The following is a 24,914-nucleotide window of genomic DNA, read 5'->3' as shown; positions in this document are numbered from 1 at the left end:
CACTCGGCCACTGGCCAGCAGGGCCTCACCGTACGCAGACGGAGCGCGTGTGCGGTGTGCGGTCCGGTGCCGGGTGCCGGGGGTTCGGGTCTCCATCGCACATCAGACGGTCAGGGCCCTTGACGGCCGCTCGGACGGGGTAAAAAATGAGCCACCACTTTGACAACGTTGTCAGCACTCTTCGGAGGACCCATGGCAAGCGACCCGGCTCACTACGACAGGCGCCGCTTCGTGCAACTCGCAGGACTGGCAGGCCTTCTGGCCGCGAGCCCCCTGCCCCTCACCACCGGAGCGGCGGCAGCGGCAGGGCCCGCCCGCCCCGGTGTCCGTCCCGCCGACGTGGCGGACCAGGACGGCGTCGCGGCCACCTACTACCAGGTCCTGCTCACCCACACCCGCTGGGCGGAGACCCAGTGGGACGATGCACTCGGCCACTACACGGCCAAGGATTTCGGTTTCGCCGTCGTACTCGGCCATGCGGTACTCCTCACCCAAGGGACCTACGACGCCGAGCGCGCCGGCATCGCCAAGGACGTGCTCCTCAGCCGCACACTGGCCACCATCAAGCACTTCGCCGCTTCCAACCGCCTCACGGGCGGGACGGAATGGGGCCGGAAACTGTTCTTCGACACCACCTTCCAGCTGTACTTCGTACTCGCGGCCAGGTTGCTCTGGGACCAACTGGACGCCGCCACCCGGCAGAACGTCGAGACGATCGCCGCGGAACAGGCGCAGTACACGACGGCGCTGGGGACCGCGGCCGACCCCGCCTCCGGAGGCTGGACGGCCAATGGGCTCAAGGGCGGCTTCGTCGGCGACACGAAGCTGGAGGAGATGGGCGTCTACGCCCAGTCGCTGGCACCCGGCCTCGCCTGGTCCTCCTCCGATCCCCGTCACGGCGACTGGGAGGCCGCCTTCGGCCGCTGGACCAGGAACGAAGCGGGCCTGCCCGCCGCGGACCTGGCCAACCCCGCTCGGGTCGACGGCGTGCCCGTCAACGCGAACACCGCGACGAACCTCTACGACACGTTCATCGTCGAGAACCACGAGTCCTTCGGCCCTCATTACCAGGAGGAGCTGTGGCGCACCTCCGGCCGGAACGCGGCTCATTTCATCACCGCGGGACGCCCCATGCCACAGGTCCTGACGGCGCAGCCGAACGCGGGGCCGCTGTGGCGGACCCTCCTGATGGTCATGAGCGACGCGGGGGAACCGCTGATGCCCATGGTGGCCGACCGCGAGCACCTCTACGGCCGTGATGTGATTCCGCTGGCCTTCCTCGCGCAGGTGACGGGCGACCGGGCCGCCGCCTGGGCCGAGGCCGCGATGGCGGAACGGCTGATCCCCTACCAGGGTTATGCTCCGGTCCACCGGCTGGCCAAGTTCTCGGGTGAGGCGAAGTACGAGCCCGAGGCCCGGGCCGAGATCGCCATCAGCTACCTGCTGCACACGTGGCGGGCGTCGCACGGTGGGATCGTACGCCCGCTGTCCGGCGCGGAGTTCTTCGAGAAGGCGTCGGGTGTGCGGGACTTCGGGCCCGGTCCCGGGCTGGTGGTCCAGCAGTCCCCCGCGGCCTGGGCGGCGTCGGTGACGAAACCGGGCTTCGTCAAGTTCGCGTGGCAGCCCGCTCATGACGACTGGCTGTTCGCGCTGAGCGGCAACAGCCCGGTGTTCCTGCCCTCCACCGGGGCGAAGGTACTGCACCGCTCGGTCACCACGTACACGAAGGTGCGCGACGGCCTCGACGCCACTGCCACCCTGCTCGAACTCGACTCCGGACTGGCCGGTTTCACCACACTGCCCTCCGGAGCCGTCGTCTACGCGACCAGCGGTACGGCCCCCGGTGAGGGGCGCCTGCGGGTGCACAACCTCACCATGCCGGGACTCGCCGGACTGGACGGCAGGCGCACGTACACGGCGGCGGACGGCTCGGCCGAGGTGGGCTCCGCGGACAGCGGCGACGTCAAGGTCAAGCCCGGGCCGCGCGTCGACACGCTGGCGCTTCCAGGGAGTTCCTGCCGCCACGTACGCATGCAGGGTGTCTCCGGTCACCCGCAGTACGGGTACTCCCTCTACACCTTCAGTGTCACGAACGGCGAAGGCGGTCCCGACCTCGCCCGCGGCCGCACGGCCACGGCCTCGTCGGCGGCGACGGGCTACGGGGCGGAGCGCGTGCTCGACGGAGACGCGGGCACGCGCTGGGCCGTGGCCGTCGGCGAACGGAGTCGTCAGGACAGCTGGTTGAGCGTGGACCTCGGCAGCACCACGGAGTTCGACCGCCTCACCCTGGCATGGGAGACCGCGGCCGCGACCGCGTACCGGGTGCAGGGTTCCGACGACGGGAAGACCTGGACAGATCTTGCCCGGTTCCCCGAGGCGGACCTGACGAGCCGCGGCGGCTGGCTGTCGGTGGACGGACGGGCCGGACTGGTCGTACGCGGTGGCGGGAATCCTCTCGCCGTCTACGGCGACGTCGTGATCCTTTCCGACGGCCCGGCGGAAGCACTGACCGTGGAGGGCCACCCGTCCGGGGAGCCCGCCGAGGTGAAGGCCGCCGCGTCCCGGAAGGCACCGCTGGCTCAGGACCCCGTCGTCCACGCCAGCACCGTCGGCGGCCATCTGAGTCTGTTCAACCTCTCGTCCGCGCCGGTGACCACCGTGGTCTCCGTGCCCCGGCAGGACGACGGCCTCCGCCTGTACGCCGGCTCGCAGATCGTGACGCCGGCGGGCACCGACTTCACCGCCGAGCTCGCCGCGGCGACGGCCGAGATAGCCGCAGCGCGGTTCACCCTGCGTTCGGCGACCGGAGCGGCGGTCCCGGCGGGCGTCCGGGCGGATGTCGTCGACGCGTCCACCCTGTTGCTGACCGGGCCGGCCTGCGATCTGGTCGTGACCACCGACGACGGCCGGCGGATGCGGGTCCGGCTGCGGCGGGGCAGGCCCCGCAAGGTGTCCGTGCGGGGCACGACCGCCTATCCGCTCGACGACGCGGCCCTCGGCTGTGAGACGTTCCCGACCGGCCCGCTCCCCGACGGTATGTCCGACCCCGCGGCCGCGGTGGACGGGGACTCCGGGACCTCGTGGACGCCCGGCTCGGACGCAGCCCGGCTGGTGGTGGATCTCGGTGCCTCCCTGCCCATCGGGCGGGTCCTGACGGAGTGGACGCCGGGGCGCGTTCCGGGCGCGACGGTCGAGTTCAGCGACGACGGCGTCACGTACGGGCAGAAGGGAACCCTTCAGGGCCTCACCGCCGTACGGGGCCTGACGACCCAGGCCACCGCTCGCTATGTGGCACTCGACGTGTCGGGGTGGCGCAAGGGACACGCCCGGCTCAGGTCGCTGTCGGTGATGCCTCGATAGGACACGTTTCGGTCCGGCCGGGGTGATGCCCCGTCGGAGACTTCGCGCACGCGCGGGTGTGGCGCCCCGCCGAGTGCCCACGGTCCTCGGCGGGGCGCCTTCATGTACGCCTCCCGTGCTGAACAGGAGCGCATGACCACCACGGTGCAGCGGCGGCCGAGGGCGCGGAACCGCCTGCGGCGGCGCCTGATCCACCGGCCACGCCCGTGGCGGCCCGCAGCGCCGCGACGTGCGTACGCGTTCACCTGTCCGGCCTCGTCCGTACGGGTCCCCTGACTCACTCCCTCGGCACAGTCACGCGACGTTCCGGGGAACCTGCGGACAAGGTGGGCCCCTACGAAGGACCAGATGGCGGCGCCGCGCGGTGCGGCGACTTGTGCAGCGCTACAGCAGAGGGCAGGACAGTCATGCCGGGACCGAGACGACAGCCGGGTGCTCCCCGCCGCCGAGGTGACCGGGGGGCGACCGACCGGATGCTGCGGACGCTCCTGCGGCGCCGCAAGAAGGCGTTGGCCGCCGAGGACGTGACGGTCACCGACCCCCCGAAGGTGCGTCGCGCCGTGACGGCGGCGGCACTCGGGAACACCATGGAGTGGTTCGACTTCGGTGTGTACGCCTATCTGGCCGGCACCCTCGGCAAGGTCTTCTTTCCGTCGAGTTCGCCCGGTGCGCAGGTGGTGTCCACCTTCGCCACCTTCGCCGCCGCCTTCCTCGTGCGTCCGCTCGGCGGCCTGGTGTTCGGCCCGCTGGGCGACCGTGTGGGGCGCCAGAAGGTGCTGGCGATCACCATGATCATGATGGCGGCGAGCACCTTCGCCGTCGGCTTCCTCCCCTCCTACTCCACGATCGGCTTCGCCGCTCCGTTGCTCCTGCTGCTGTGCCGTCTGGTCCAGGGCTTCTCCACCGGGGGCGAGTACGCGGGCGCCACGACGTACATCGCGGAGTACGCACCGGACAAACGCCGCGGACTCCTCGGCAGTTGGCTGGACTTCGGAACCTTCGTCGGATACTCGCTGGGCTCCGGACTGGTCACCGTGCTGACCGCGGTGCTCGGTACGGACGGGCTGACGGACTGGGGCTGGCGCATTCCCTTCTTCGTCGCCGGGCCGCTCGGCCTGATCGGCCTGTACATGCGGCTGAAGCTGGAGGAGACCCCCGTCTTCCAGCGTGAGGAGGAAGCGCAGGCCGAGGCCCTGGCCGAGGGCGACCCCGTCGAGCAGGCGCGTCAGTCCGGCAAGGGCCGGCTCAAGGAGATCTTCACCGGTCACTGGCAGGCAGTGCTCATCTGCATGGGCCTGGTGCTGGTCTACAACGTCACGAACTACATGGTGACCTCCTACCTGCCGACCTACATGTCGGGGACGCTCGGTGAGCCGGAGACGACGTCCCAACTGCTCGTGCTGGGCACGATGCTGCTCGTGGTGCTGACCATCACGATGGTCGGCAGGTCGTCGGACCGCTGGGGCCGCCGGCCCGTCTTCATGGCGGGGAGCGTGGCACTCGTCGCCCTGGCGATTCCCGCCTTCCTGCTCATCCAGGAGGGCGGCATCCTGCTGCCGGCGATCGGCTGCGGCGTTCTCGGGCTGCTGCTGGTCTGTTTCGCGGGAGCCTCGGCCTCGACGCTCCCGGCACTGTTCCCGACACGTATCCGCTACGGCGCCCTGTCGATCGCCTTCAACATCTCCGTGTCCGTGTTCGGCGGGACCACACCGCTGTTCGCCTCCGCCCTCGTGGAGGCGACCGGCGACGACATGGTCCCGGCGTACTACCTGATGGTCGCGGGCGTCGTCGGTCTCGTCGCCACCTTCTTCCTGCACGAGACCGCGGGCAAGCCGCTGCGCGGCTCCGGTCCCATGGTGGAGACGGCGGAACAGGCGCGCGTCCTCGTCGCGCGGAGCAGGACACGCGCGGGCAGACAGGCACGTGACATGTGGATCCGGATGCGGCATCCGTTGAGGAGGGACAGCGACACGAAGTGACCTGATCCGCGCCCCACCCTGGTGTGATCACAAACACACAACTCAAGGCGTCAGCAGCTCCGTTGCAAGAGTGTCAGGGGTTCTCCATGTCGAGATGCGAAGAGCCCCGAACCACCGAGTGAAGTGAGGGCGCGTGAGGCGACGGATACGGGCATGGGCAGGATCAGCGAGAGGGACGCGCCAGTGGGCGCTGGCCACGGCAGCGGTCACCGGGCTGGTGTGCTCCGCGCTCACGGCGAACACGGCGCCGTCTTCGGCTGCGCCCACCGCGGACGCGGCCGTCATCTCCCCACTACCCGTCACACGGCTGACGGGTGAGGCGAATTCGGGCGAGGGTGTCGCCCGTCTGCACCAGCAGGTGCGGGAAGGCACACTTCTGAAGCACCACGGCTCGCGCTCGGTCTGCCCCCTGTGCCACGCCGAGGTCGTCACCGAGGACGCCGGGAGTGACACACCGCTGCGGGCTCAGGCGCCCGCCGGTTACGGTCCCGCCGATCTGCAGACCGCCTACGGGCTGCCCGCCGCCTCGCGCGGCACCGGCACCATCGCCATCATCGACGCGGGTGTCTATCCGACGCTGGAGAACGACCTCGCCGTCTACCGCAAGACGTTCGGCCTTCCGCCGTGCACCGTCGCCTCCGGCTGCCTCTCCCTGATGAACTACGACGGCGGCAAGCGGCCCGCCCCGCAGACGGGGGCCCAGGGCCGGCTCATGGAGGAGGGCGCGGCGCTGGAGACGGCCCTCGACCTCGACATGGCTTCCGCGGCCTGCCCCTCCTGCCGTCTGCTGGAGATCTCCGTACCCTGGCAGGACGCCCAGGACGACAACGACGTGTCGACCGCTGACTTCGCGCAGGCGGTGAACACAGCCGTGGCCGCGGGCGCCTCGGCGGTCAGCATCAGCTACGGCTTCAGCGCGGACGTCCAGAACACGCACGGCTTCCGCCGCACCGCTCTCGACCACAAGGGCGTGGCCATCACCGCGTCGACCGGCGACGCGGGCTTCAACGGGGGTGTGCACCAGCTCTGGCCGTCCGCCCTGCCGTCCGTGATCAGCGTCGGCGGCGTCACCCTGCCCGCCGACGGCGAGAAGCCGGCCGCCTGGTACGCCGCGGGCAGCGGGTGCGAACTGGCCCTCCCGGCCGCCGAGGGCCAGCCGTCCTCGGTCACCGCCGCCTGCGGGGGGCACCGGGCTGCCTCCGACATCTCGGCGGTCGCGGACCCCGCCACCGGTGTGGCCGTGTACGACACCTACGCACCGCAGAGCGGCGAACCCAACAACTGGGTCGTGGCCGGAGGGACCAGCGCGTCGGCGCCCTACGTCGCCGGGCTGTTCACCCGCACCGGGCACCTCTCGGCCGTCGACGGGCCCAGGAGCCTCTACCGGGCGCCGAAGGCCGCCTTCACGGACGTCACGAGCGGCAACAACGAGACCTACCACCAGTGCGCCTCGTATCCCGGGGTCGGTCCCGCGCTGTGCAACGCCGGCCCCGGCTGGGACGGGCCGACCGGTCTGGGTGTTCCGCGCGGACTCGGCGCGTTCTGACCGCACGCGTCGCCCATCCGCATTCCCTACTGTTCGTGGAGATACCTCATGCGTCTCAACTCCCGTGCCGCCGCTGTCGCGGCGGCGGCCGCCACCCTTCTGCTGAGTGGTGCGGCGGTGGCGAGCGCCACCATCGGTGACCGTCCGACGGCGGGCGCCCCCGCCGCGAGCCGCCGACAGGCCGAGCCGACGAAGCCCCGTCCGTGCACCATCGACGACGTCTCGTTCCACTTCGGCGGATACACGGCCGGTCTCAGCAAGCGCAGGTTCGACCTGACCCTGCTCGCCCACGACGGCGTCGTCTGCACCCTGCCGGACACCCCGCTGATCACCGTCAGGAAGTCCGACGACGGCACGCCCGCCCCGGTCACTGTGAACGGCCGGGGCGGCACGCTCGTGCTGAGGCCCGACTCACCCCTGCACACCACCGCGATCTACAACATCTCCGACGCTCCCGAACACACCATCAAGGTCAGTGCCTTGAAGCTGGCCATGCCCGACGCCTCCAGCCGCAGCACGTACTTCTACGCGCCGGGCGACAGCGAGATCTACCAAGCGGGTGTGTCGTTCACTTCCTGGACCACCGGCCTCGGACTGGGACAGGGCGAGGAGGCCTTCTGAGGTACCCCTGACCTGTCTCCCGATCCGGCACGTGTCTCCGTGGCGGATCGGGAGGACGACATCGCGGACGCGGGGCGAACGGCCTACTCGGCCGTCAGGAACTCACTGTGGGGCAGCGGCCGGCCGACGATGCGGATGTCGCCGACGTTGCCGTGGAAGACGACGTCGACCGCGCCCGCGTACTCGTGGCCGCCCACGAGCCAGGGCAGTCCGAGCGAGGTCAGGCCCGCGGACACCCTGCTCGGGTTGTCGAGTACCGGAGCGCCGTCGACGTACAGCTTGGTGTGGCTGCCGTCGTTGACGACTGCGAGGTGGAACCACTTGAGTTCCGGCATGCCGTGGCCCCAGTTGGTCGTGGGGTAGGTGGTGTTCGTCGGGTAGTGGTTGAACTGCGCCTCGCGGCCGTTGTTCGTGATGGCGAGCTGGGCCAGCGGCTCCTTCGGGTCCGTGTTCTTGCCGTGCTTGCCCGCGTCCCCGGCGGCGCCCCGGCGGCTGAGGATCGAGGCGTTGCCGTTCCTGCCCCCGTCCCAGTCCAGCGGCATCATGACGAAGGTCTCGATCGTGTACCCGCCCTTGAACGTCTCGGTGTTCAGAGGTGCCTTCGCCCCGGTGGTCAGATACGAGCCGTTGACCGGGTTCCTGCCGCCGGCGAACTTCAGGCTGGCGTGGCCGGGCTGGTCGGGGTGGTGTTCGGCGGACCAGGACAGCGCGCCGTCAGCCGTGCCCGGCACGGTCATCACGGTCAGGTCGTTGCCCTTGCCCGACAGGTCACGGATCTTCTGGCCCGCGCCGAGTGAGGCGCCGGGGGTGCCCTGTCCGTCGAAGCGCCAGTACGCCACTGTGCCCTTCACCAGCTGGCGGTGGGCCGGGCGGGACGGGCGGACCGGGATCGGGATGAAGCCGGAGAACCGCTTCTCGAAGTCGATCGGGATCGAGAAGTTGTCGACCGGGCCCGTGATCCTGGCGTGCTCGGCGGCCAGGTCGTTACGGGAGTCGGGGTCCTGGGCGAGGATCCAGGGGTTGATCGTCTCGACGTCGATCGTGTCCCGGGCCAGGTCGAAGTGGTACAGCCGGATCATGCCGCCGCCACCGAAGTAGCGGTTCTGGTAGTTCGTGATGTGCATGTCGACGTCGTTGCCGGCGCCGTTCTTCTTGGTCGTGCGCCCGGGCGGCCAGTAGTGACCGTTGAGGGTCAGGAAGATCTGGTCGTTGTCGTTGATCAGCTTGTCCCAGACGGTCTGCCCGTAGCCGGACAGCACGGCGTTGTCCTCCGGGTCGCCGGACTCGTAGGGGAAAACGTTGTCATCGTACGGCGAGGCGACGATGTCGTGCGAGGTGAGGATCACCGGCATCTTCGGGTGTGCCTTGATGACCTCGTTGGCCCACGCGAAGCCCTGGTCGGTGGTCCGCCAGTCCAGGGCGAGGAGCAGCCACGAGCGGCCGGCCGCCTCGAAGACGTGCGCGGTGTTGTAGCCGGTCCGGTCCGCGCCGGCGAACGTCTTGGCCCGCTTGAAGCGCTGCGGGCCCATGGTGCGCAGGTAGGGCGTGTCGCCGCGGCTGTCGTCGCCGGTGACGTCGTGGTTGCCGGCCAGCACGCTGTACGCGGCACCGTGCTTGTCCAGCACCCCGAAGGCCTTGTCGACCTGCTCGAACGACAGCGGATCGGCGTCCTGCGTGAGGTCACCGAGATGCGCCATGAAGACGATGTTGGCCTCGGGGTTGCCGCTGTTCTCGATGATGTAGCGGAAGGACTCCTCCTGCGGGGTCCTGTTGACGCTGTCCTGACTGCCCCAGTAGAGGAACTGGGTGTCGGGCATGACCGCGAGGGTGAACTGCAGGGAGGCCGGATCCGGGCTCCACGTGCCGGTCCCGCCATGCCGGGCGGAATCCGCGGCGGACGCGGACGTGGCGCCTACCGTGGTCACGCCGACGCTCGCGGCGGCCGCGCCCGCCCCGGCCAGAGCCGCGTTCCGCAGGAAGCCCCGCCTGTTCTGTCCGCTCGGCTCGTGTGACTCGGTGTCACCGGTGTGGGGCATGTGAGGGTCCTTCTCGGGTCGATGGTTCGCAAAGCAATGACGTGAGTCAAAAGCTCCTCGAACCGGGCGTACGCGAGATGACCATCGGGGGTCGGGCGTCTGTATACGTCGAGAAGTGCGCATCGATCACCATGGCCCCGAAAACAGCCGGAAGGTGAGGAAGGAGGACGGCTTGGGCCCCCGCCCGGCCGACCGGGCGGGGGGCCGAGGGGCCACACTCCCCGGGCTCGCGCTCGCACCGGCGTCGTCAGGTGGGGCGCTCCTCCCGCAGGTCCTTCGCCTTGACCCCGACGAGCAGGAGGACGACGGCGAGCAGCACGATGCCGGCGCTGATCTGCAGGCCGAGCGACAGGCTCCCCGTGCTGCTCTGGATGAATCCGAGCAGGGACGGCGATGCGGCGGCGGCGAAGGAGCCCATGGAGGTCACCAGGGCGATACCGGTCGCCGCCGCGCGTTCGCCCAGGTAGATGGACGGGATGGAGTAGAAGACGGTGAGGCCGGAGTAGTGCGCGGCGGCCAGGACGGCCAGGAGGGCGACGACCAGGGCGACATCGTCCCCGGACAGCGAGATCGCGATCATGGCCAGGGCCGCCACGGTCCAGCTGAGGGCCGCGTGCCAGCGGCGTTCCAGGGTGCGGTCGGAGTGCCGTCCCACGATCAGCATGACGACGATGCCGAGCAGCGGCGGCAGCGCGGAGAACAGGCCCAGGTCCAGGACGTCGCCCACGCCGGCGTCGGCGATGATCCGCGGTGTCCAGAACGACACGGCGTTGGCGAGCGTGTAGGCGCCGCAGGCGCAGAGGCCGATGGTCCACACCTTGGGGTCCTTGAGGGCGAGGAGGAGTCCGCCGTGTCCCCGGCCGGACGTCTTCCCGGCCTTGCGCCGCTGGTCCGCGTCGAGGTCTTCGCGGACGGCGGCCCGTTGGGCGGGGCTCAGCCAGCGCGCCTGCTCCGGCTCGTCGACGAGCCACAGCATCACCGCACCGGCGAGGAGGATGGGGGGAATCCCCTCGATGATGAACAGCCACTGCCAGTCGGCGAGCCCCGTGCTGCCGTCGAAGGCCTTCATGATGCTGCCGGACATGAGGGAGCCCAGCACGCCGGAGACGGGGACGCCCGCGAAGAACACCGCGGTCATGCGCGTGCGCCGCGCGGAGGGGAACCAGCGGGACAGGAAGTACAGGGCACCGGGGAAGAAGCCGGCCTCGGCCACTCCGAGCAGGAACCTCGCGACGTAGAAGGTGATCTCGTCGTGGACCAGGGAGGTGCCCAGGGTGACGACACCCCAGGACACCATGATGCGGACCATCGTCCTGCGTGCGCCGAGCCGGGCCAGCAGGGCGCTGCTCGGCACTTCGAAGAGGATGAAGCCGACGAAGAACAGGGTGACGCCGAGGCCGTAGACGGCGGAGCCGAAGCCGAGGTCCCTCTCGAGACCCTGCTGGGCTATCCCGATGTTGGTGCGGTCGATGAAGCTGACGACGTAACAGATGACCAGGAGCGGCATGACGCGCCAGGCGATGGTGCGATAGGTCGCCGCGCGGTCGACTTCGGAGGTGTCGACTGCGTCCTGCGGTGCGATGGAGGTCGAGGGGTCGGCCACGACGTACGACTCCTTTGTCGAGGTATGTCGCCGAGAGCGGCGGGCATGGCGAGTTTCCGATGCCCAAGTTGATAAAGTCAACACCTTCAACGGAGATACCATGCGGCCCATGGTGAAACCTGATGACGGCCGGGACCTGGCGCCGATCTCCGAACTGCTGTCCTACCGGCTCTCGCGGACGTCGTCGGCCCTGTCGCGCAGCGCCGCGCTCAGATACCGCCGGGAGTTCGACGTGAGCCTCGGCGAATGGCGCACCATCGCGCTCATCGCGGCCGATCCGACCCTGACGCTCAACCGCCTCGCCCGACGGGCGGGTCTGGACAAGGCCCAGATGAGCCGCGTCGTGCGCGGCCTGGTCGAACGCGATCTCGTCCGCCGCACGGAAGGCGCCGGCCGCAGTCGGCAACTGGCACTGACCGATGCCGGGGTCGATGCGTACCGGGGCCTCATCGCGGCCGCCAACGAGCGGGACGCGGCTTTCACGGCGCTGCTCTCCGACGACGAGGCGGAGATCCTGGGGCGCGCACTGGAGAAGCTGGCGGACCTGGCACTGTCCTTGGAGAAGCGGGAGCGGGAGCACCTCGACGAGAGCTAGGTGTTGACATTATCAACACGTGGGGCGTAGAAGTGGTCGCGTCATCCTGAGGAGGTGGCTCGATGACCGACATGGTCACCATCTGCGAGTGTTTCGCCCGGGACGGGCTGCAGCACGAACCCACGTTCGTGCCGACCGCGGACAAGATCGCACTGCTGGACGCCTTCGCCGAGGCGGGCTTCCGCCGCATCGAGGCGACGAGTTACAGCCATCCGAAGTGGGTGCCCGCCTTCGCGGACGCCGGTGAGGTCCTGGCGGGCGTCACCCGACGGCCCGGAGTGGCGTTCAAGGCGACATGCCCGAACCCACGTGCCGTCGAGCGGGCGTTGGCCGATCTCGAACGCGGCGCGGGCGCCGAGGAACTGAGCCTGCTGGTGTCCGCCAGTGAGAGCCACACGCAGAGGAACCTGCGCAGCACACGCGCGCAGCAGTGGGGGCGCGTCGAGGAGATGGCCGCCCTCGCGGACGGGCGCTTCCGGCTCGTGGGTGTCGTGTCCGTCGCGTTCGGCTGTCCCTTCGAAGGGCGGGTGGACCCGGGGCGCGTGGCCGACGACGTCGCCCGTTTCGTCGAACTCGGCGCGGACGCCGTCACCCTGGGGGACACGACAGGCGTCGCCACTCCCAGGACGGTCACCGCCCTCTTCGAACGCCTGGGCCGCGCCCACCCCGGACTCGCGCTCATCTCCCACTTCCACAACACCCGCGGGACGGCCGTCGCCAACGCGGTCGCCGCCCTGGAGGCGGGCTGCCGGCACTTCGACAGCGCCCTGGGAGGAGTCGGCGGCCACCCGTCGAAGATCGGCTATGGAGCCGGCCTCACGGGGAACGTGTGCACGGAGGACCTGGTGTCCCTGTTCGAAAGCATGGGCGTGGACACCGGCATCGACCTGGAGGCACTCGCCGCCGCGTCCCGGGCCTGCGAGGCGGCTTTGGGCCGCCCCTTGCACAGCATGGTGGCCCGCGCCGGATTCCAGCCCTCCACCGCCGCCTGACCCCCCGCCCCACCGAGGAGAACCTTCTGTGACCGTCACGACCAGCGGGCAGCCCGCCGACACGGCCGCCGCCGCCTCCGGCACACTGCTCGTCGAGGACCGCGAGTCCGTCCGCGTCCTCACCCTCAACCGCCCCGACAAGCTCAACGCCCTGGACACCACGCTCACCCGCGCCCTGAGCGCCGCGCTCACCGCGGCCGAGGACGACGAGCGGGTCCGCGCGGTCGTCCTCACCGGCGCGGGCCGCGCCTTCTGCGCCGGCGCCGACCTGTCGGAATTCTCCGGCCTCACCCCGGACCGGCCGGAGGCCGTCCTGGAACGGGCGGAACTGACCGCACGCGTACAGACCCAGATGCAGCGGATGGGCACGCCCGTCGTGGCCGCCGTCCGCGGTGCGGCCGTGGGCGGCGGGGCAGGGCTCGCCATCGGCGCCGACATGACGGTCGTGGCGACGGACCTGAAGTTCGGCTACCCCGAACTCCGGCACTCCATCGTCCCGGCCCTGGTCATGACGGGACTCCAGCGGCACCTGAACCGCAAGCTCGCCTTCGAACTGATCAGCACGGGCAGACTGCTGACCGCCGACGAGGCCCTGGAACACGGCCTGGCCAACCGCGTCGTGGAACCGGACCGGGTGGTCGACTCGGCGCTGGAGATCGCGCAGCGGTGGGCGGCGGTCGAACCCCGCGCGCTCCGGGCGGCGAAGGACCTGTTCTACCGTGTCGGGGACCTGCCCACCGAGGCCGCGATGCGGGCGGGCCAGGACGTCAACGCACTGATGCGGGGGTTCCGCAGGTGACCGGCAGCACCACGCCGGGGCCGCTCGACGGCATCACGGTCCTCGACTTCTCCCGGGTGCTCGCCGCCCCGATGGCCACCCAGATCCTGGCCGAGCAGGGAGCCACCGTCATCAAGGTCGAACGGCCGGGCGGTGGCGACGAGACGCGCGCCTTCGAACCCCGTCTCCCGCACGGTGAGAGCGCCTACTTCTTCGCCTTCAACCGCGGAAAGCACTCGGTCACCCTGGACCTCAAGGACCCCCGCGGGCAGGACGTCGCCCGCAGACTCGCCGGCCGGGCCGACATCCTCGTGGAGAACTTCCTCCCCGGCGCCATGGACCGGCTGGGCCTGGGGTACGACGATCTCCGCACCGACAATCCGGGACTCGTGTACATCTCGGCCACCGGTTTCGGGCAGAGCGGCCCCGACCGCCTGCGCAAGGGCTACGACACCGTCTTCCAGGCCCTGTCCGGGGTGATGGCCATGACCGGTGAGCCCGAGGGCCCGCCCAGCAAGGCGGGCATACCGGTGGCGGACATGACGTCCGGCCTCTGGATCGCGATAGCCGCCCTCACCGGGCTGGCCGGCCGCGGTGTCACCGGGCGCGGCCGCCACTTCGACGTCTCCATGATGGACGTGCAGCTCAGTCTGCAGGCCCTCAACGCCGCCCGGCTGTTCGCGCTGGACGAGGACCCGGTGCGCACCGGCACCCAGCACCCCGGGCGCGTGCCGTCCGCGGCGTTCCGGACCGCGGACGGGGGCTGGCTGCACATCAGCGGGAGCGACCAGCACTGGGCGCCGCTGTGCTCGGTGCTCGGCCTCGCGGAGCTCGGTGCCGATCCGGCCCTGCGGCACAACGCGGGACGCGTCTCCCAGCGGGACCGCGTGATGACCGCCCTGCGCACCGCCATCGGCGGCCGGGACCGCGAACAGCTCCTGAAGGACCTGCGGGCCTCCGACGTACCGGCAGGGGAGGTCCGGGACGTCCGCGAGGCCCTGGCCGCCCCGCAGGCACGGGCGCGGGAAGTCGTCACCGAGTTCGAGCACCCCACCGAGGGCACCTTCAGGGCCCTGCGCACACCGCTGCGCGAGACCGGCGGGCAACCGGTGCCCGCGGGGACCCCACCGCTGCTGGGTGCCGACACCGAGGCCGTGCTCGCCCGGTTCGCGGGCCTGGACGACCACGAGATCGAGGGCCTGCGGGCCGCGGGAGTGATCTGAGATGACCACCACCGACTCCGGGACGACCACCGCAGACGGACCGTCCCGCCCGGACGCACCCCGCGTGACGTGTGCGGTCACCGACGGCATCGCCCGTGTCGAACTGGCCAGGCCCGAAGCCCGCAACGCCGTCGACCTCCGCATGTGCCGGGAACTGCGGTCCGTGTTCGAGGAACTCGACGCCGCCGACGACGTCCGCGTGGTGCTCCTCTCCGCGCGCGGGCCCGCCTTCTGTGCCGGGGCCGACCTCAAGGAACGGGCCGGCCGGGACGCTGCCTGGGTCCGCCGCCGGCGGCTCGCCTCCTTCGCCGCCTACCAGGCCGTCCAGGAGTGCCGCCGCCCCGTCGTCGCCCTCGTGCACGGCGCGGTCGTGGGATCCGGCGGTGAGATCACGCTCGCCGCTGACTTCGCCGTCGCCGCCGAGAGCACGACGTTCCGCTTCCCCGAACCGCACTGGGGCACGGTCGGCGCCACCCAGCGCCTGCAACGGGCCATCGGCAAGCGCCGCGCCAAGGAACTCCTCTTCACGGGGCGCTCCATGTCCGCCGCCGAGGCTCTGGACCTGGGCGTCGTATCCCGCGTCGTGTCCGACGACCTGCTGGCACAGGCGGGAGCGGACGTCGCCACAGCCATCGCAGGTGCACCCGCCCTCGCCATCTCCCTGACCAAGCGGGCCGTCGACCTCGGCAGTGAGACCGACCTCGACCGGGGCATACGGATCGAGATGTCCGCCATCGAACAGTGCCTGTCCGACGGTGGCTGGCGCGACGGCGTGGACCGCTTCTCACGGCGAGGCTCCGGCGGTTCCGCGACCGACCGGCCTTTGACCGGGGATCCGGTGACCGACAGCCCCGTGACCACCGACGAGGAGCAGCGATGAACCTCAGGCAGGCCTGTCCCCTGACCGCCCACGAGGCGCTGGAACGCGCGGCGCTGCTCGCCCCGGACGTGGAGGCGGTGGTCACCGCCGGAGAACGCCTCACCTACGGCGCGCTCGCCGCCGAGGTCACCCGTATCCGGTCCGCACTCGTCGCCGCCGGCATCGGCAGGGGCGACCGTGTCGGTCTGTGCCTCGGCAACGGCCCCACCTGGGTGGCGCTGTTCGTCGCTCTGGGATCGGTCGGCGCGGTGACCGTGCCGGTCAACACCCGGTACACCGCCGACGAGGTCGAACACACCCTCGTCCACGCCGGGGTCACCACGCTGTTCGTCGCCGACCGGGTGCTGCGCGTCGACTTCCTCGGCATCCTCCACGCACTCGGCATCGGCGCGGACGGCACCGCCACCAGCGCCCGGCTGCCCGGCCTGCGCCGGGTCGTCGTGTGCGGGGACGAGGTGCCCGGCTGGGCCACGTCCTGGCCGCGGTTCCTGTCCGAGGGCGCCGGAGAGGCCCCGGCGACCGGAACCCCGGACGACGTCCTGCTCGTCCAGTACACCTCCGGGACGACCTCCCGGCCCAAGGGCGTACTCCTCACCCAGCGCAGCATGTGCGCCGACGCGTTCTTCTCCGGTGCGCGCCTCGGCCTGCGCCCCGGGGACCGCTTCCACAGTGCCCGGCCCTTCTTCCACGTCGCCGGCAGCACGCTGTCCGTGCTGGCGTCGATTCAGCACGTCACGACCCTGGTGACGATGCCGAAGTTCGAGCCGGCCGAGGCGCTGCGGCTGATGGAGCGGGAACGCTGCACCCACTTCTCCGGCAACGACACCATCGCACTGATGCTGCTCAACCACCCCGACCGGGCGCACCGGGCCCTCCGCCTCAGGGGCGCGTGGGTCGCGGCCTCCCCGACGGTGATCCGCAGGGTGATCGACGAGCTGGGAGCCGCCGAGTGCGTCGCGGGATACGGGCTGTCGGAGGCGTCCCCGAACGTCGCCCAGTCCTGCTGGTGGGAGGACGAGGAGGTGAGGGCGTCCGGTGCGATGCTGGTGCAACCAGGCGTCGAGGTACGCGTCCGCGCCGCGGACGACACCCGGGACTGCGCCCCCGGAGAGCCCGGTTCGATCCTGGTGCGCGGATGGAACGTGATGCGGGGTTACCTCGACGCCCCCGAGGCCACCGCGGCCGTCATCGACTCCGACGGCTGGCTGGCCACCGGCGACGTCGGAGCTCTCGACGCCACGGGGCGCCTGCACTTCGTGGGGCGGACCAAGGACATCATCCGGGTGGGCGGGGAGAACGTCGCACCCGCCGATCTGGAGAACACGCTCCACCGCCACCCGCAGGTCCGGCAGGCCGTCGTGGTCGGCGTCCCGGACGAACGGCTGGTCGAGGTGCCCTTCGCGTTCGTCGTGCTGACCGGACCCGGGACCACCGAGGACGAGCTGATCGCGTGGGCGCGAACCCGCATGGCAGGCTTCAAGGTTCCCCGTCATCTGCGCATCGTCGAGGGCTTCGAGAGTATCGGCATGACCGCCAGTTCCAAGATCCAGCGCAACCGGCTGGCCGCGCACGCCCGCGGGCTCCTCGACGGGCCGGAACACGAGGTGTCCGCATGATCAGCATCCCCACCCCGGTCACGCGCCTGCTCGGCACGCGCCTCCCGGTGGTCCAGGCGGGCATGTCGTGGGCCTCGTCGAGCTCGGCTCTGCCCCTCGCGGTCAGCCGCGCCGGAGGGCTGGGGGTCGTGGCCGCCGGGCCCATGCGCCTGGACGACCTCGCGCGTGTGCTCGACGAGACGGCCGCGGGGACCGACCTGCCCTGGGGGGTCAACCTGCCCCTGTACCGCGCGGGGGCGGACGACGTCATCGACCTGCTCCTCGCCCGGCGGCCCCCGGTGCTCATCGCCTCGCAGGGCGGACCGCGCCGCTATCTGCGGCGTTTCCACGACGTGGGCACCGTGTGCCTGCACGTCGTGGCGGGTGTCGAGCACGCCCGCAAGGCGGCCGATGCGGGCGTGGACGGCCTGGTCGTCGTCGGAGCCGAGGCCGGCGGGCATCCGCCGCCCGCGATGGTGACCACCCAGGTGCTCGTCCGCGCCGTCGTCTCGGCCGTGCCGGACCTGCCCGTGATCGCCTCCGGCGGTGTGGCGGACGGCGCGGGGCTCGCCGCGATGCTCGCCCTGGGAGCGGGCGCCGCCCAGTTCGGGACGCGGTTCCTCGCCACGGAGGAGGCCACCGTGCACGCGGAGTACAAGGCCGCGGTCCTCGCCGCGGGCGTGGAGGACACCCGTACGGTCGGCCGTGGTCTCGGTCTCATACGCGCCCTGGACAACGACTTCACCGCCCGTATGCGGCACCTTGAGGAGTCCGGTGCCGAACTCGACGCACGGCGTGAGGCGTTCGGGTCCTCCAGCCTCAAGGACGCCGCGCTGCACGGCCGGATCGGCGACGGGAAGGTCGAGGCGGGCCAGTCGGCCGGCCTCGTCGACGCGATCCTGCCCGCGGCGGAGGTGATCGAGCGCATCGTCGCCGAATACCTGACCGCGCTCGGCCGTCTGCCCCTGCCGCAGATCACCGGCGCGCAGCACGTCGTGACCGGGTGACGGTCGGGACGGGGCCCCGGGCCCGTGGCCGGTATCTCCGCGGAGGTACCGGCCACGCCGCCGTCAGCCCCGGCTGATCTCGAAGTGGTCGATGCGCTCTCCCGACTCGGCGAGCGCGGTGACCTTCATGCGGGGGTGCCGTCCGGCCTCCACCTCGACCGCGAGGAAGGAGAAGCCGGTGTAGCGCACCCGGGACCATTCCACGGTCTCGGTGGCCTTTCCGCCGCCCTTGACCACGTGGTAGGTGTTCACGCTCTCCAGGTCCGCGACGTGGCCCTCGTAGCTGTCCGGTGCCGGGAAGTCGTACAGCGCCTTGCCGGCACCGCCCGCCGTGACGTACACGATGCCGTCCCGCGTGGGGTCGGTGCGCTCCCCGATCGGGACCGGGCGCTTGACGGCGTTCTTCAGGATCGCGTCGGTGCGCTCGTAGACGTGGTTGTGGCCGTTGATGACCAGGTCCACCTGGTGCTTCTCGAAGAGCGGCACCCAGGCGTCACGGACGCCGCCGTCCGAGGCGTGTGCGTTGGTCGTGGAGAACGCGCAGTGGTGGAAGAAGACCACGACGAAGTCGATGTCGTGGCGGGCCCGCAGCTCTCCCAGGCGCCGGTCGAGCCAGCGCGTCTGCTTGCCGTCGCTGATACCGAAGTTGGCCGGGATCTCGTACGAGACGTCGTTGGCGTCGAGCGCGATCACGCCGACGTTGCCGTGTGTGAAGGAGTAGGCGCCGGGCTGGTGGACGGGGTCCGGGCCGTTGTCGGGCAGGGTCCAGCGGGCGTTCTGGCCGCCGTAGCCGTTCGGCGAGTACCAGGCCTCCATGTCGTGGTTGCCGGTCGTCACCATCCACGGCACGGTCTTGGACACCGTCTCGGTCTGGGCCAGGAACTGGTCCCAGGTCCGGGCGTCGTAGGTGTCGGAGGTCTGCCCGGAGCCGGACGGGTCGGCATAGCAGATGTCACCCGCGTGCAGGTGGAAGGCGGGGTTCTGCCCCAGGATCAGCTGGTCGTTGCCGAGCGCGTGGTAGCTGACGCCCTGGTCTCCGAAGGCCGTGAAGGTGAACGCCCCGGCGCGCTCCGGCGCGGTGGTGAAGGTGCCGAGTGTGCCGAGGTTACGGGTGTCGGCGGGGTCGAATCCGTCGTGACCGACGCCGTAGTAGTACGTCGTGCCGGGCTTCAGCCGCTCCAGGGCGGCGTGCACGTAGTACTGCTCGGCGGCCGCGATCTTGCCGCCGTTGAGCATCGGCGTCGTCAGGTGCCGCACCTCGGCCTCGATCTTGCGGCTGAGGGCCCATGGCTTGCTTCCGATGCGGATGTAGGGCCGCTTCACCGCGAAGGGGACCTGCCAGGACACCGCCATCTGGGTCTTGGGGTCCGCCCCGTACGCGAGGTGCCTGCCGAAGGGGGCGACCAGCGAACCGTCCACCTGCGTCGTGCTGTGGTGCGACGTGATCACGTCCGGCCCGGCGGCGTACGCGGACGGGGAGACCAGGCCCGACGCCGCCAGTCCGGTGCCCGCGACGGCCGCGGTGGCCACGCCGGTGCGGAGGACACGGCGGCGGGTCAGCTTGGTGCGCAGGTATTCGTGCTGCTCGGCCATGCTCATGCGGTCGGCGAGCTTCTCGGGGATTCCGAAACGGGGGATGTCCATGGCCGAAAACATCCACCGGAATACTGACCGGATTCCGTCAGGTACGTGAACACTGCACGTACAACCCTCCATGAGTTCCTATAGCGGACACGGAGTGAGGCGGCGGACACACTGTCGGCCGGTGCGCGCGGCGGGGGTCACCGACTCCCCCCACCTGGGCCTTCCTCACGAGCACGGCCTGCCCGCGGGCGGGCGCAGGGCGTCCCGCACCTTCCCGCGCGGGGCTCACCCCGGTCCCCGGCGGGCGGATTCCCGGACGGCCGCTTTGTCTCCCCACTAGAGGAAGTTGCGTTCCGGTGCGTCAAAGGGGTTTCTGGCCGGTGCAAAAGCCATTACCTTCCTGATCTGAACCGGACAACAACGGCCGGGTGCCCACCCCTCCCCCGGGCACCCGGCCCGCTGGCGCGACGGCGCGCGCCTGTGCTTCACCCCGCCCCGTCACCACACGGAGGTATCGCGTGCACAGGAGATTCACCCGGCCTCTCGCGGCGCTCGCCTGCACCCTGCTCGCCGCCGCGGGCGCCCTCACCGCTCAGCAGAGACCCGCCGAGGCCGCACCCGCCGCGGCCGACGAGTTCCAGCAGGTCACCCTGGCCAAGGGGGTGGCCGAGACCGGTGAGCCCATGACCCTCGCCGTCCTGCCCGACCGATCAGTCCTGCACACCTCGCGCGACGGCACCCTGCGGCTGACCGACGCCGCGGGCACCACCAAGGTCACCGGCAAGCTCGACGTCTACTCCCACGACGAGGAGGGACTCCAGGGCGTCGGCGTGGACCCGGGCTTCACCAGCAACCGCTTCGTCTATCTCTATTACGCACCGAAGCTGTCGACCCCCGCGGGGGACGCCCCCGCGAACGGCTCGGCGGCCGACTTCGCACCGTACGACGGCGTCAACCGCCTCTCGCGCTTCGTGCTCAGGACCGACGGCACCCTGGACCTCGGTTCGGAGACGAAGGTCATCGACGTCCCCGCCAGCCGCGGTCTGTGCTGCCACGTCGGCGGAGACATCGACTTCGACGCCCAGGGCAACCTGTACCTCTCCACGGGCGACGACAGCAATCCCTTCGCGTCCGACGGCTACACCCCCATCGACGAGCGGGCGAACCGCAACCCCGCCTACGACGCCCAGCGTTCGGCGGGCAACACGAACGACCTCCGCGGCAAGGTGCTGCGCATCAAGGTCAACGCCGCCGGCGGGTACTCCATCCCGTCGGGCAACCTGTTCGCGCCGGGCACCGCGAAGACCAGGCCCGAGATCTACGCGATGGGCTTCCGCAACCCGTTCCGGATGTCTGTCGACAAGCCCACCGGCATCGTCTACCTCGGTGACTACGGCCCCGACGCCGGTACCGCGAACGCGGGCCGCGGGCCGGCCGGCCAGGTCGAGTTCAACCGGATCACCAAGGCCGGCAACTACGGCTGGCCCTACTGCACCGGCAACAACAACGCCTACGTCGACTACAACTTCGCCACGTCGACGTCGGGCTCGGCTTTCTCCTGCGCCGCCCCGAAGAACACCTCGCCGAACAACACCGGCCTGACCGACCTCCCCCCGGCCCAGGCCGCCTGGGTCCCCTATGACGGCGGATCCGTCCCCGAGTTCGGCAGTGGTTCCGAATCGCCCATGGCAGGCCCCGTCTACCGCTACGACGCGGCGTCGTCCTCGGCGGTCAAGTTCCCCCAGAGCTACGACGGCGACTTCTTCGCGGGCGAGTTCGGCCGCAGGTGGATCAAGCGGATCGAGCAGGGCTCCGACGGAACCGTCCAGTCGATCAACGCGTTCCCGTGGCAAGGGACCCAGGTCATGGACTCGGCCTTCGGGCCGGACGGCGCCCTGTACGTGCTCGACTACGGCACCGGCTACTTCAACGGGGACGCGAACAGCGCGGTCTACCGCATCGAGTACGTCACCGGAGGGCGCGCCCCGCTCGCCAAGGCGACCGCCGACCGCACTTCGGGCACCGCTCCCCTCGCCGTGAAGTTCTCCTCCGCCGGCAGCTCCGACCCGGACGGGGATCCGCTCACCTACGCCTGGAAGTTCGGCGACGGCGGCACCTCGACCGCCGCCCAGCCCGCACACACCTACACGGCGAACGGCCGCTACACGGCCGAGCTGACCGTCTCCGACGGGACGGGCAACACGGCGACCGCCTCGGTGCTCGTCACCGTCGGCAACACGGCACCGACGGTCACCCTCGACCTGCCCACCGACGGTTCCATCATCGACCCGGGCGCCGCGGTCCCCTTCAAGGTCACCGTCACCGACCCCGAGGACGGCGCGATCGACTGCTCCAAGGTCAAGGTGACCTTCATCGTCGGCCATGACAGCCACGGACACCCGCAGACCTCCGCGACCGGATGCTCGGGCACCGTGCAGACCATCGCCGACGGCGAACACGACCCCAACGCCAACATCTTCGGGGTCTGGGACGCCGAGTACACCGACAAGGGCGCGAACGGTCAGCCCGCCCTCACCACGCACGACCAGAACATCAGCCAGGGCAGCCAGCGCCAGGCCGAGCACTTCGGGGACTCCGCCGGGGTCCAGATCGTCGACAAGACGGCGGCACACGGAGGCAAGGCGGTCGGCCACATAGAGAACGGCGACTGGATCTCCTTCAAGCCGTACGTCCTGGCCAACGCCACCCGGATGACGGCCCGCATCGCCTCGGGCGGCGTGGGAGGAACCCTGGAGGTGCGGGCGGGCACGCCCACCGGCACCCTCCTCGGATCGGTGCAGGTCCCGGTCACCGGGGGCTGGGAGGCCTTCCAGAACGTGTCCGTGGACCTCACCAACCGTCCCGCCGGAACCACCACCCTCCACCTCGTCTTCAAGGGGGGCGGCGGATCCCTCTTCGACGTCGACGACTTCACCTTCACGACCGGTGGATCCACTGTGCGGACCGGCGCGATCACCGGGATCGCCGGCAAGTGCGTCGACGTCGCGTCGGGAGCCAGTGCCGACGGCACACAGATCCAGCTGTACGGCTGCAACAACACCGCCGCGCAGACATGGACCGTCGCCGCCGACAGCACACTGCGCGCACTCGGCAAGTGCCTGGACATCAGCGGCGCCGGCACGGCCGACGGCACGAAGATCCAGCTGTACGGCTGCAACAACACCGGAGCCCAGAAATGGGCACCGCAGTCCGACGGCACCCTGAGGAACCCCGCGACGGGCAAGTGCCTGGACGCGGCGGGAGGGGCCTCCGCGGACGGCACGAAGCTCCACCTGTGGACCTGCACCGCTTCCGCCAACCAGAAGTGGATCCTGCCATGAGCCGACGACTCCGGCGCCTTGCCTCCTGGGGCACCTGCGCCTTGCTGAGCACCGCCATGCTGCCCGCGGCGGCCACCGCCGCCGCTGCCGGGACGGACGCACGACTGGCCGCGTCCCCCGTGGTGGCCGCCGCGGCCGACCCCGCGTACGACGTACTGGTCTTCTCGAAGACCGCCGGCTTCCGCCACTCCTCCATCGACGAGGGTGTCACCGCCCTGCGCCAGCTGGGCACGGCCAACAACTTCACCGTGACCGCGACCGAGGACGCGGCGGTCTTCACCCCCGCCGGCCTGGCCGGCTACGAGGCCGTCGTCTTCCTCTCCACCACGGGCGACGTGCTCAACGCCTCGCAGCAGACCGCCTTCGAGGGCTACATCCAGGCCGGTGGCGGATACGTCGGCATCCACGCCGCGGCCGACACCGAGTACGACTGGACCTGGTACGGCGGCCTGGCGGGCGCGCTCTTCCGGTCGCACCCGCAGATCCAGCCCGCCACCGTCACGGTCGAGGACCGGGCGCACGACGCCACCGCCCACCTCGGCAGGACCTGGCAGCGCACCGACGAGTGGTACGACTACCGCACCAACCCGCGCACCACCGCACACGTCCTGGCCTCACTCGACGAGTCCACCTACAGCGGTGGAGGCATGGGCGCCGACCATCCGATCGCATGGTGCAAGGACTACCAGGGCGGGCGCGCCTTCTACACCGGCGGCGGTCACACCGAGGACTCGTACGCCGACCCGGTCTTCCGCCGCCATCTCCTCGGCGGAATCCGCTGGGCCGCGCGCCTCACGGAGGCCGACTGCCGCCCCGAGACGGGCTACACGACGCTGTACGGCGGCTCCGGCACCACCGGATGGAAGCAGGCCGGCCCCGGTTCCTTCGGCGAGAGCGACGCCACGCTCACCTCCCGCGGCGGCCTCGGTCTGTTCTGGTACCAGGCCAAGGAGTACAAGGCGTACTCCCTGAAGCTGGACTGGCGGCAGGCCGGTGACGACAACTCCGGTGTCTTCGTGGGCTTTCCGGCCTCCGACGATCCGTGGTCGGCCGTCGACAACGGATACGAGATCCAGATCGACGCGACGGACACTCCGGACCGCACCACGGGATCCGTCTACGGATTCAAGTCGGCCGATCTCGCCGCACGCGACGCGGCACTGAACCCGCCGGGTGAGTGGAACACCTACGAGATCCGGGTCGAGGGCGAACGCCTCCAGCTCTTCCTCAACGGGCAGAAGATCAACGACTTCACCAACACCGATCCCGCCCGCAGCCTCCAGCAGGGTCACATCGGACTGCAGAACCACGGCACCGACGACGACGTGTCCTTCCGCAACATCCGCATCAAGGAACTCGGGAGCACCCCGGGACCGAGAGAGGGTGCCATCACGGGAATCGGCGCCAAGTGCGTGGACGTGTCGAACGGATCCAGTGCCGACGGCACGCAGATCCAGCTGTGGACGTGCAACCAGTCGGCGGCCCAGAGGTGGACGGTGGGCACGGACGAGACGATCCGCGCACTCGGCAAGTGCCTGGACATCAGCGGCGGCGGCTCGGCCGACGGCACGAAGATCCAGCTGTACGGCTGCAACAACACCGGAGCCCAGAAGTGGGTCCCCCAGGCCGACGGCACCCTGAAGAACCCTCAGTCGGGCAAGTGCCTGGACGCGTCGGGCAACTCCACGGCGGACGGCACCAGACTCCACCTCTGGGCGTGCCACACCGGCGCCAACCAGAAGTGGGCCCTGCCCGGCTGACGTTCCACCGACTC

General features: G+C 70.6%; 16 protein-coding genes. 13 read left to right on the top strand and 3 right to left on the bottom strand.

Features of this window, described 5'->3' with window-relative positions; translation table 11 throughout:
- The first annotated feature begins 192 nt into the window (after window positions 1-192).
- The 4 genes from ACFYY2_RS09705 to ACFYY2_RS09690 all read left to right on the top strand — a co-directional run bounded on the left by ACFYY2_RS09705 (window position 193) and on the right by ACFYY2_RS09690 (window position 7,506).
- Complete coding sequence (locus ACFYY2_RS09705; RefSeq protein ID WP_388739465.1) at window positions 193-3,360, top strand: discoidin domain-containing protein; 3,168 nt, start codon at window positions 193-195, stop codon at window positions 3,358-3,360.
- Between the two features lie 473 nt (window positions 3,361-3,833).
- The gene (gene proP / locus ACFYY2_RS09700; RefSeq protein WP_388739462.1) at window positions 3,834-5,339 is read left to right on the top strand and encodes a glycine betaine/L-proline transporter ProP; all 1,506 of its coding nucleotides are present in this window, start codon (window positions 3,834-3,836) and stop codon (window positions 5,337-5,339) included.
- A 133-nt stretch (window positions 5,340-5,472) separates the two neighbouring features.
- The gene (locus ACFYY2_RS09695; protein ID WP_388739459.1) at window positions 5,473-6,885 is read left to right on the top strand and encodes a S8 family serine peptidase; all 1,413 of its coding nucleotides are present in this window, start codon (window positions 5,473-5,475) and stop codon (window positions 6,883-6,885) included.
- 48 nt (window positions 6,886-6,933) lie between these two features.
- A complete protein-coding gene (locus tag ACFYY2_RS09690; protein ID WP_388739457.1) occupies window positions 6,934-7,506 on the top strand; it encodes a hypothetical protein in 573 nt (190 codons plus the stop codon).
- Between the two features lie 83 nt (window positions 7,507-7,589).
- On the opposite strand, the gene ACFYY2_RS09685 is transcribed toward ACFYY2_RS09690, so the two are convergent.
- Window positions 7,590-9,542 carry a LamG-like jellyroll fold domain-containing protein gene (locus ACFYY2_RS09685; RefSeq protein ID WP_388739455.1) on the bottom strand — a complete coding sequence of 651 codons (1,953 nt, stop codon included), beginning with the start codon at window positions 9,540-9,542 and terminating at the stop codon, window positions 7,590-7,592.
- Between the two features lie 247 nt (window positions 9,543-9,789).
- Window positions 9,790-11,145 (bottom strand): MFS transporter, encoded by a 1,356-nt coding sequence (locus ACFYY2_RS09680; protein ID WP_388739452.1) that lies wholly within the window; start codon window positions 11,143-11,145, stop codon window positions 9,790-9,792.
- Between the two features lie 109 nt (window positions 11,146-11,254).
- Between ACFYY2_RS09680 and ACFYY2_RS09675 the strand changes: the two genes are divergently transcribed.
- The 7 genes from ACFYY2_RS09675 (at window position 11,255) to ACFYY2_RS09645 (ending at window position 18,215) form a co-directional block, all read left to right on the top strand.
- Complete coding sequence (locus tag ACFYY2_RS09675; RefSeq protein WP_388739449.1) at window positions 11,255-11,740, top strand: MarR family winged helix-turn-helix transcriptional regulator; 486 nt, start codon at window positions 11,255-11,257, stop codon at window positions 11,738-11,740.
- 62 nt (window positions 11,741-11,802) lie between these two features.
- The gene (locus ACFYY2_RS09670) at window positions 11,803-12,732 is read left to right on the top strand and encodes a hydroxymethylglutaryl-CoA lyase (protein WP_388739447.1); all 930 of its coding nucleotides are present in this window, start codon (window positions 11,803-11,805) and stop codon (window positions 12,730-12,732) included.
- A 28-nt stretch (window positions 12,733-12,760) separates the two neighbouring features.
- On the top strand, window positions 12,761-13,531 hold the full coding sequence (locus tag ACFYY2_RS09665) for an enoyl-CoA hydratase/isomerase family protein (RefSeq protein ID WP_388739444.1): 771 nt from the start codon (window positions 12,761-12,763) through the stop codon (window positions 13,529-13,531).
- Window positions 13,528-14,733, top strand: a complete 1,206-nt coding sequence (locus tag ACFYY2_RS09660) for a CaiB/BaiF CoA transferase family protein (RefSeq protein WP_388739441.1) — start codon at window positions 13,528-13,530, stop codon at window positions 14,731-14,733. Before ACFYY2_RS09665 ends, ACFYY2_RS09660 begins: the two co-directional genes overlap by 4 nt.
- Window position 14,734: 1 nt before the next feature.
- Window positions 14,735-15,613, top strand: a complete 879-nt coding sequence (locus ACFYY2_RS09655) for an enoyl-CoA hydratase/isomerase family protein (protein WP_388739439.1) — start codon at window positions 14,735-14,737, stop codon at window positions 15,611-15,613.
- Window positions 15,610-17,229 (top strand): AMP-binding protein, encoded by a 1,620-nt coding sequence (locus tag ACFYY2_RS09650; protein ID WP_388739436.1) that lies wholly within the window; start codon window positions 15,610-15,612, stop codon window positions 17,227-17,229. The genes ACFYY2_RS09655 and ACFYY2_RS09650 overlap by 4 nt, the downstream gene beginning before the upstream one ends.
- Complete coding sequence (locus tag ACFYY2_RS09645; RefSeq protein ID WP_388739434.1) at window positions 17,226-18,215, top strand: NAD(P)H-dependent flavin oxidoreductase; 990 nt, start codon at window positions 17,226-17,228, stop codon at window positions 18,213-18,215. The genes ACFYY2_RS09650 and ACFYY2_RS09645 overlap by 4 nt, the downstream gene beginning before the upstream one ends.
- Window positions 18,216-18,278: 63 nt before the next feature.
- Here ACFYY2_RS09645 and ACFYY2_RS09640 read toward each other — a convergent pair whose 3' ends face one another.
- Window positions 18,279-19,859, bottom strand: coding sequence for a purple acid phosphatase family protein (locus tag ACFYY2_RS09640; protein WP_388739431.1), 1,581 nt, complete (start codon window positions 19,857-19,859; stop codon window positions 18,279-18,281).
- A 458-nt stretch (window positions 19,860-20,317) separates the two neighbouring features.
- Between ACFYY2_RS09640 and ACFYY2_RS09635 the strand changes: the two genes are divergently transcribed.
- Entirely contained in the window at window positions 20,318-23,140 is a 2,823-nt protein-coding gene (locus ACFYY2_RS09635; RefSeq protein ID WP_388739429.1) for a PQQ-dependent sugar dehydrogenase, read from the top strand.
- Window positions 23,137-24,900 carry a ThuA domain-containing protein gene (locus tag ACFYY2_RS09630; protein WP_388739426.1) on the top strand — a complete coding sequence of 588 codons (1,764 nt, stop codon included), beginning with the start codon at window positions 23,137-23,139 and terminating at the stop codon, window positions 24,898-24,900. Before ACFYY2_RS09635 ends, ACFYY2_RS09630 begins: the two co-directional genes overlap by 4 nt.
- The last annotated feature ends 14 nt before the right edge of the window (window positions 24,901-24,914 follow it).

The organism is Streptomyces sp. NPDC001822, assembly GCF_042892135.1.
In the GTDB taxonomy this organism is placed as follows: Bacteria; Actinomycetota; Actinomycetes; order Streptomycetales; family Streptomycetaceae; genus Streptomyces.
This window is presented reverse-complemented; position numbering and strand designations above follow the sequence as displayed.

Excerpts from the sequence above, each read along its gene's own strand:
- ACFYY2_RS09705 (WP_388739465.1), top strand. The coding sequence starts at position 193 with ATGGCAAGCGACCCGGCTCACTACGACAGGCGCCGCTTCGTGCAACTC.
- proP (WP_388739462.1), top strand. The coding sequence starts at position 3,834 with ATGCTGCGGACGCTCCTGCGGCGCCGCAAGAAGGCGTTGGCCGCCGAG.
- ACFYY2_RS09690 (WP_388739457.1), top strand. The coding sequence starts at position 6,934 with ATGCGTCTCAACTCCCGTGCCGCCGCTGTCGCGGCGGCGGCCGCCACC.
- ACFYY2_RS09685 (WP_388739455.1), bottom strand. The coding sequence starts at position 9,542 with ATGCCCCACACCGGTGACACCGAGTCACACGAGCCGAGCGGACAGAAC.
- ACFYY2_RS09675 (WP_388739449.1), top strand. The coding sequence starts at position 11,255 with ATGGTGAAACCTGATGACGGCCGGGACCTGGCGCCGATCTCCGAACTG.
- ACFYY2_RS09670 (WP_388739447.1), top strand. The coding sequence starts at position 11,803 with ATGACCGACATGGTCACCATCTGCGAGTGTTTCGCCCGGGACGGGCTG.
- ACFYY2_RS09655 (WP_388739439.1), top strand. The coding sequence starts at position 14,735 with ATGACCACCACCGACTCCGGGACGACCACCGCAGACGGACCGTCCCGC.
- ACFYY2_RS09650 (WP_388739436.1), top strand. The coding sequence starts at position 15,610 with ATGAACCTCAGGCAGGCCTGTCCCCTGACCGCCCACGAGGCGCTGGAA.
- ACFYY2_RS09645 (WP_388739434.1), top strand. The coding sequence starts at position 17,226 with ATGATCAGCATCCCCACCCCGGTCACGCGCCTGCTCGGCACGCGCCTC.
- ACFYY2_RS09640 (WP_388739431.1), bottom strand. The coding sequence starts at position 19,859 with ATGGACATCCCCCGTTTCGGAATCCCCGAGAAGCTCGCCGACCGCATG.
- ACFYY2_RS09630 (WP_388739426.1), top strand. The coding sequence starts at position 23,137 with ATGAGCCGACGACTCCGGCGCCTTGCCTCCTGGGGCACCTGCGCCTTG.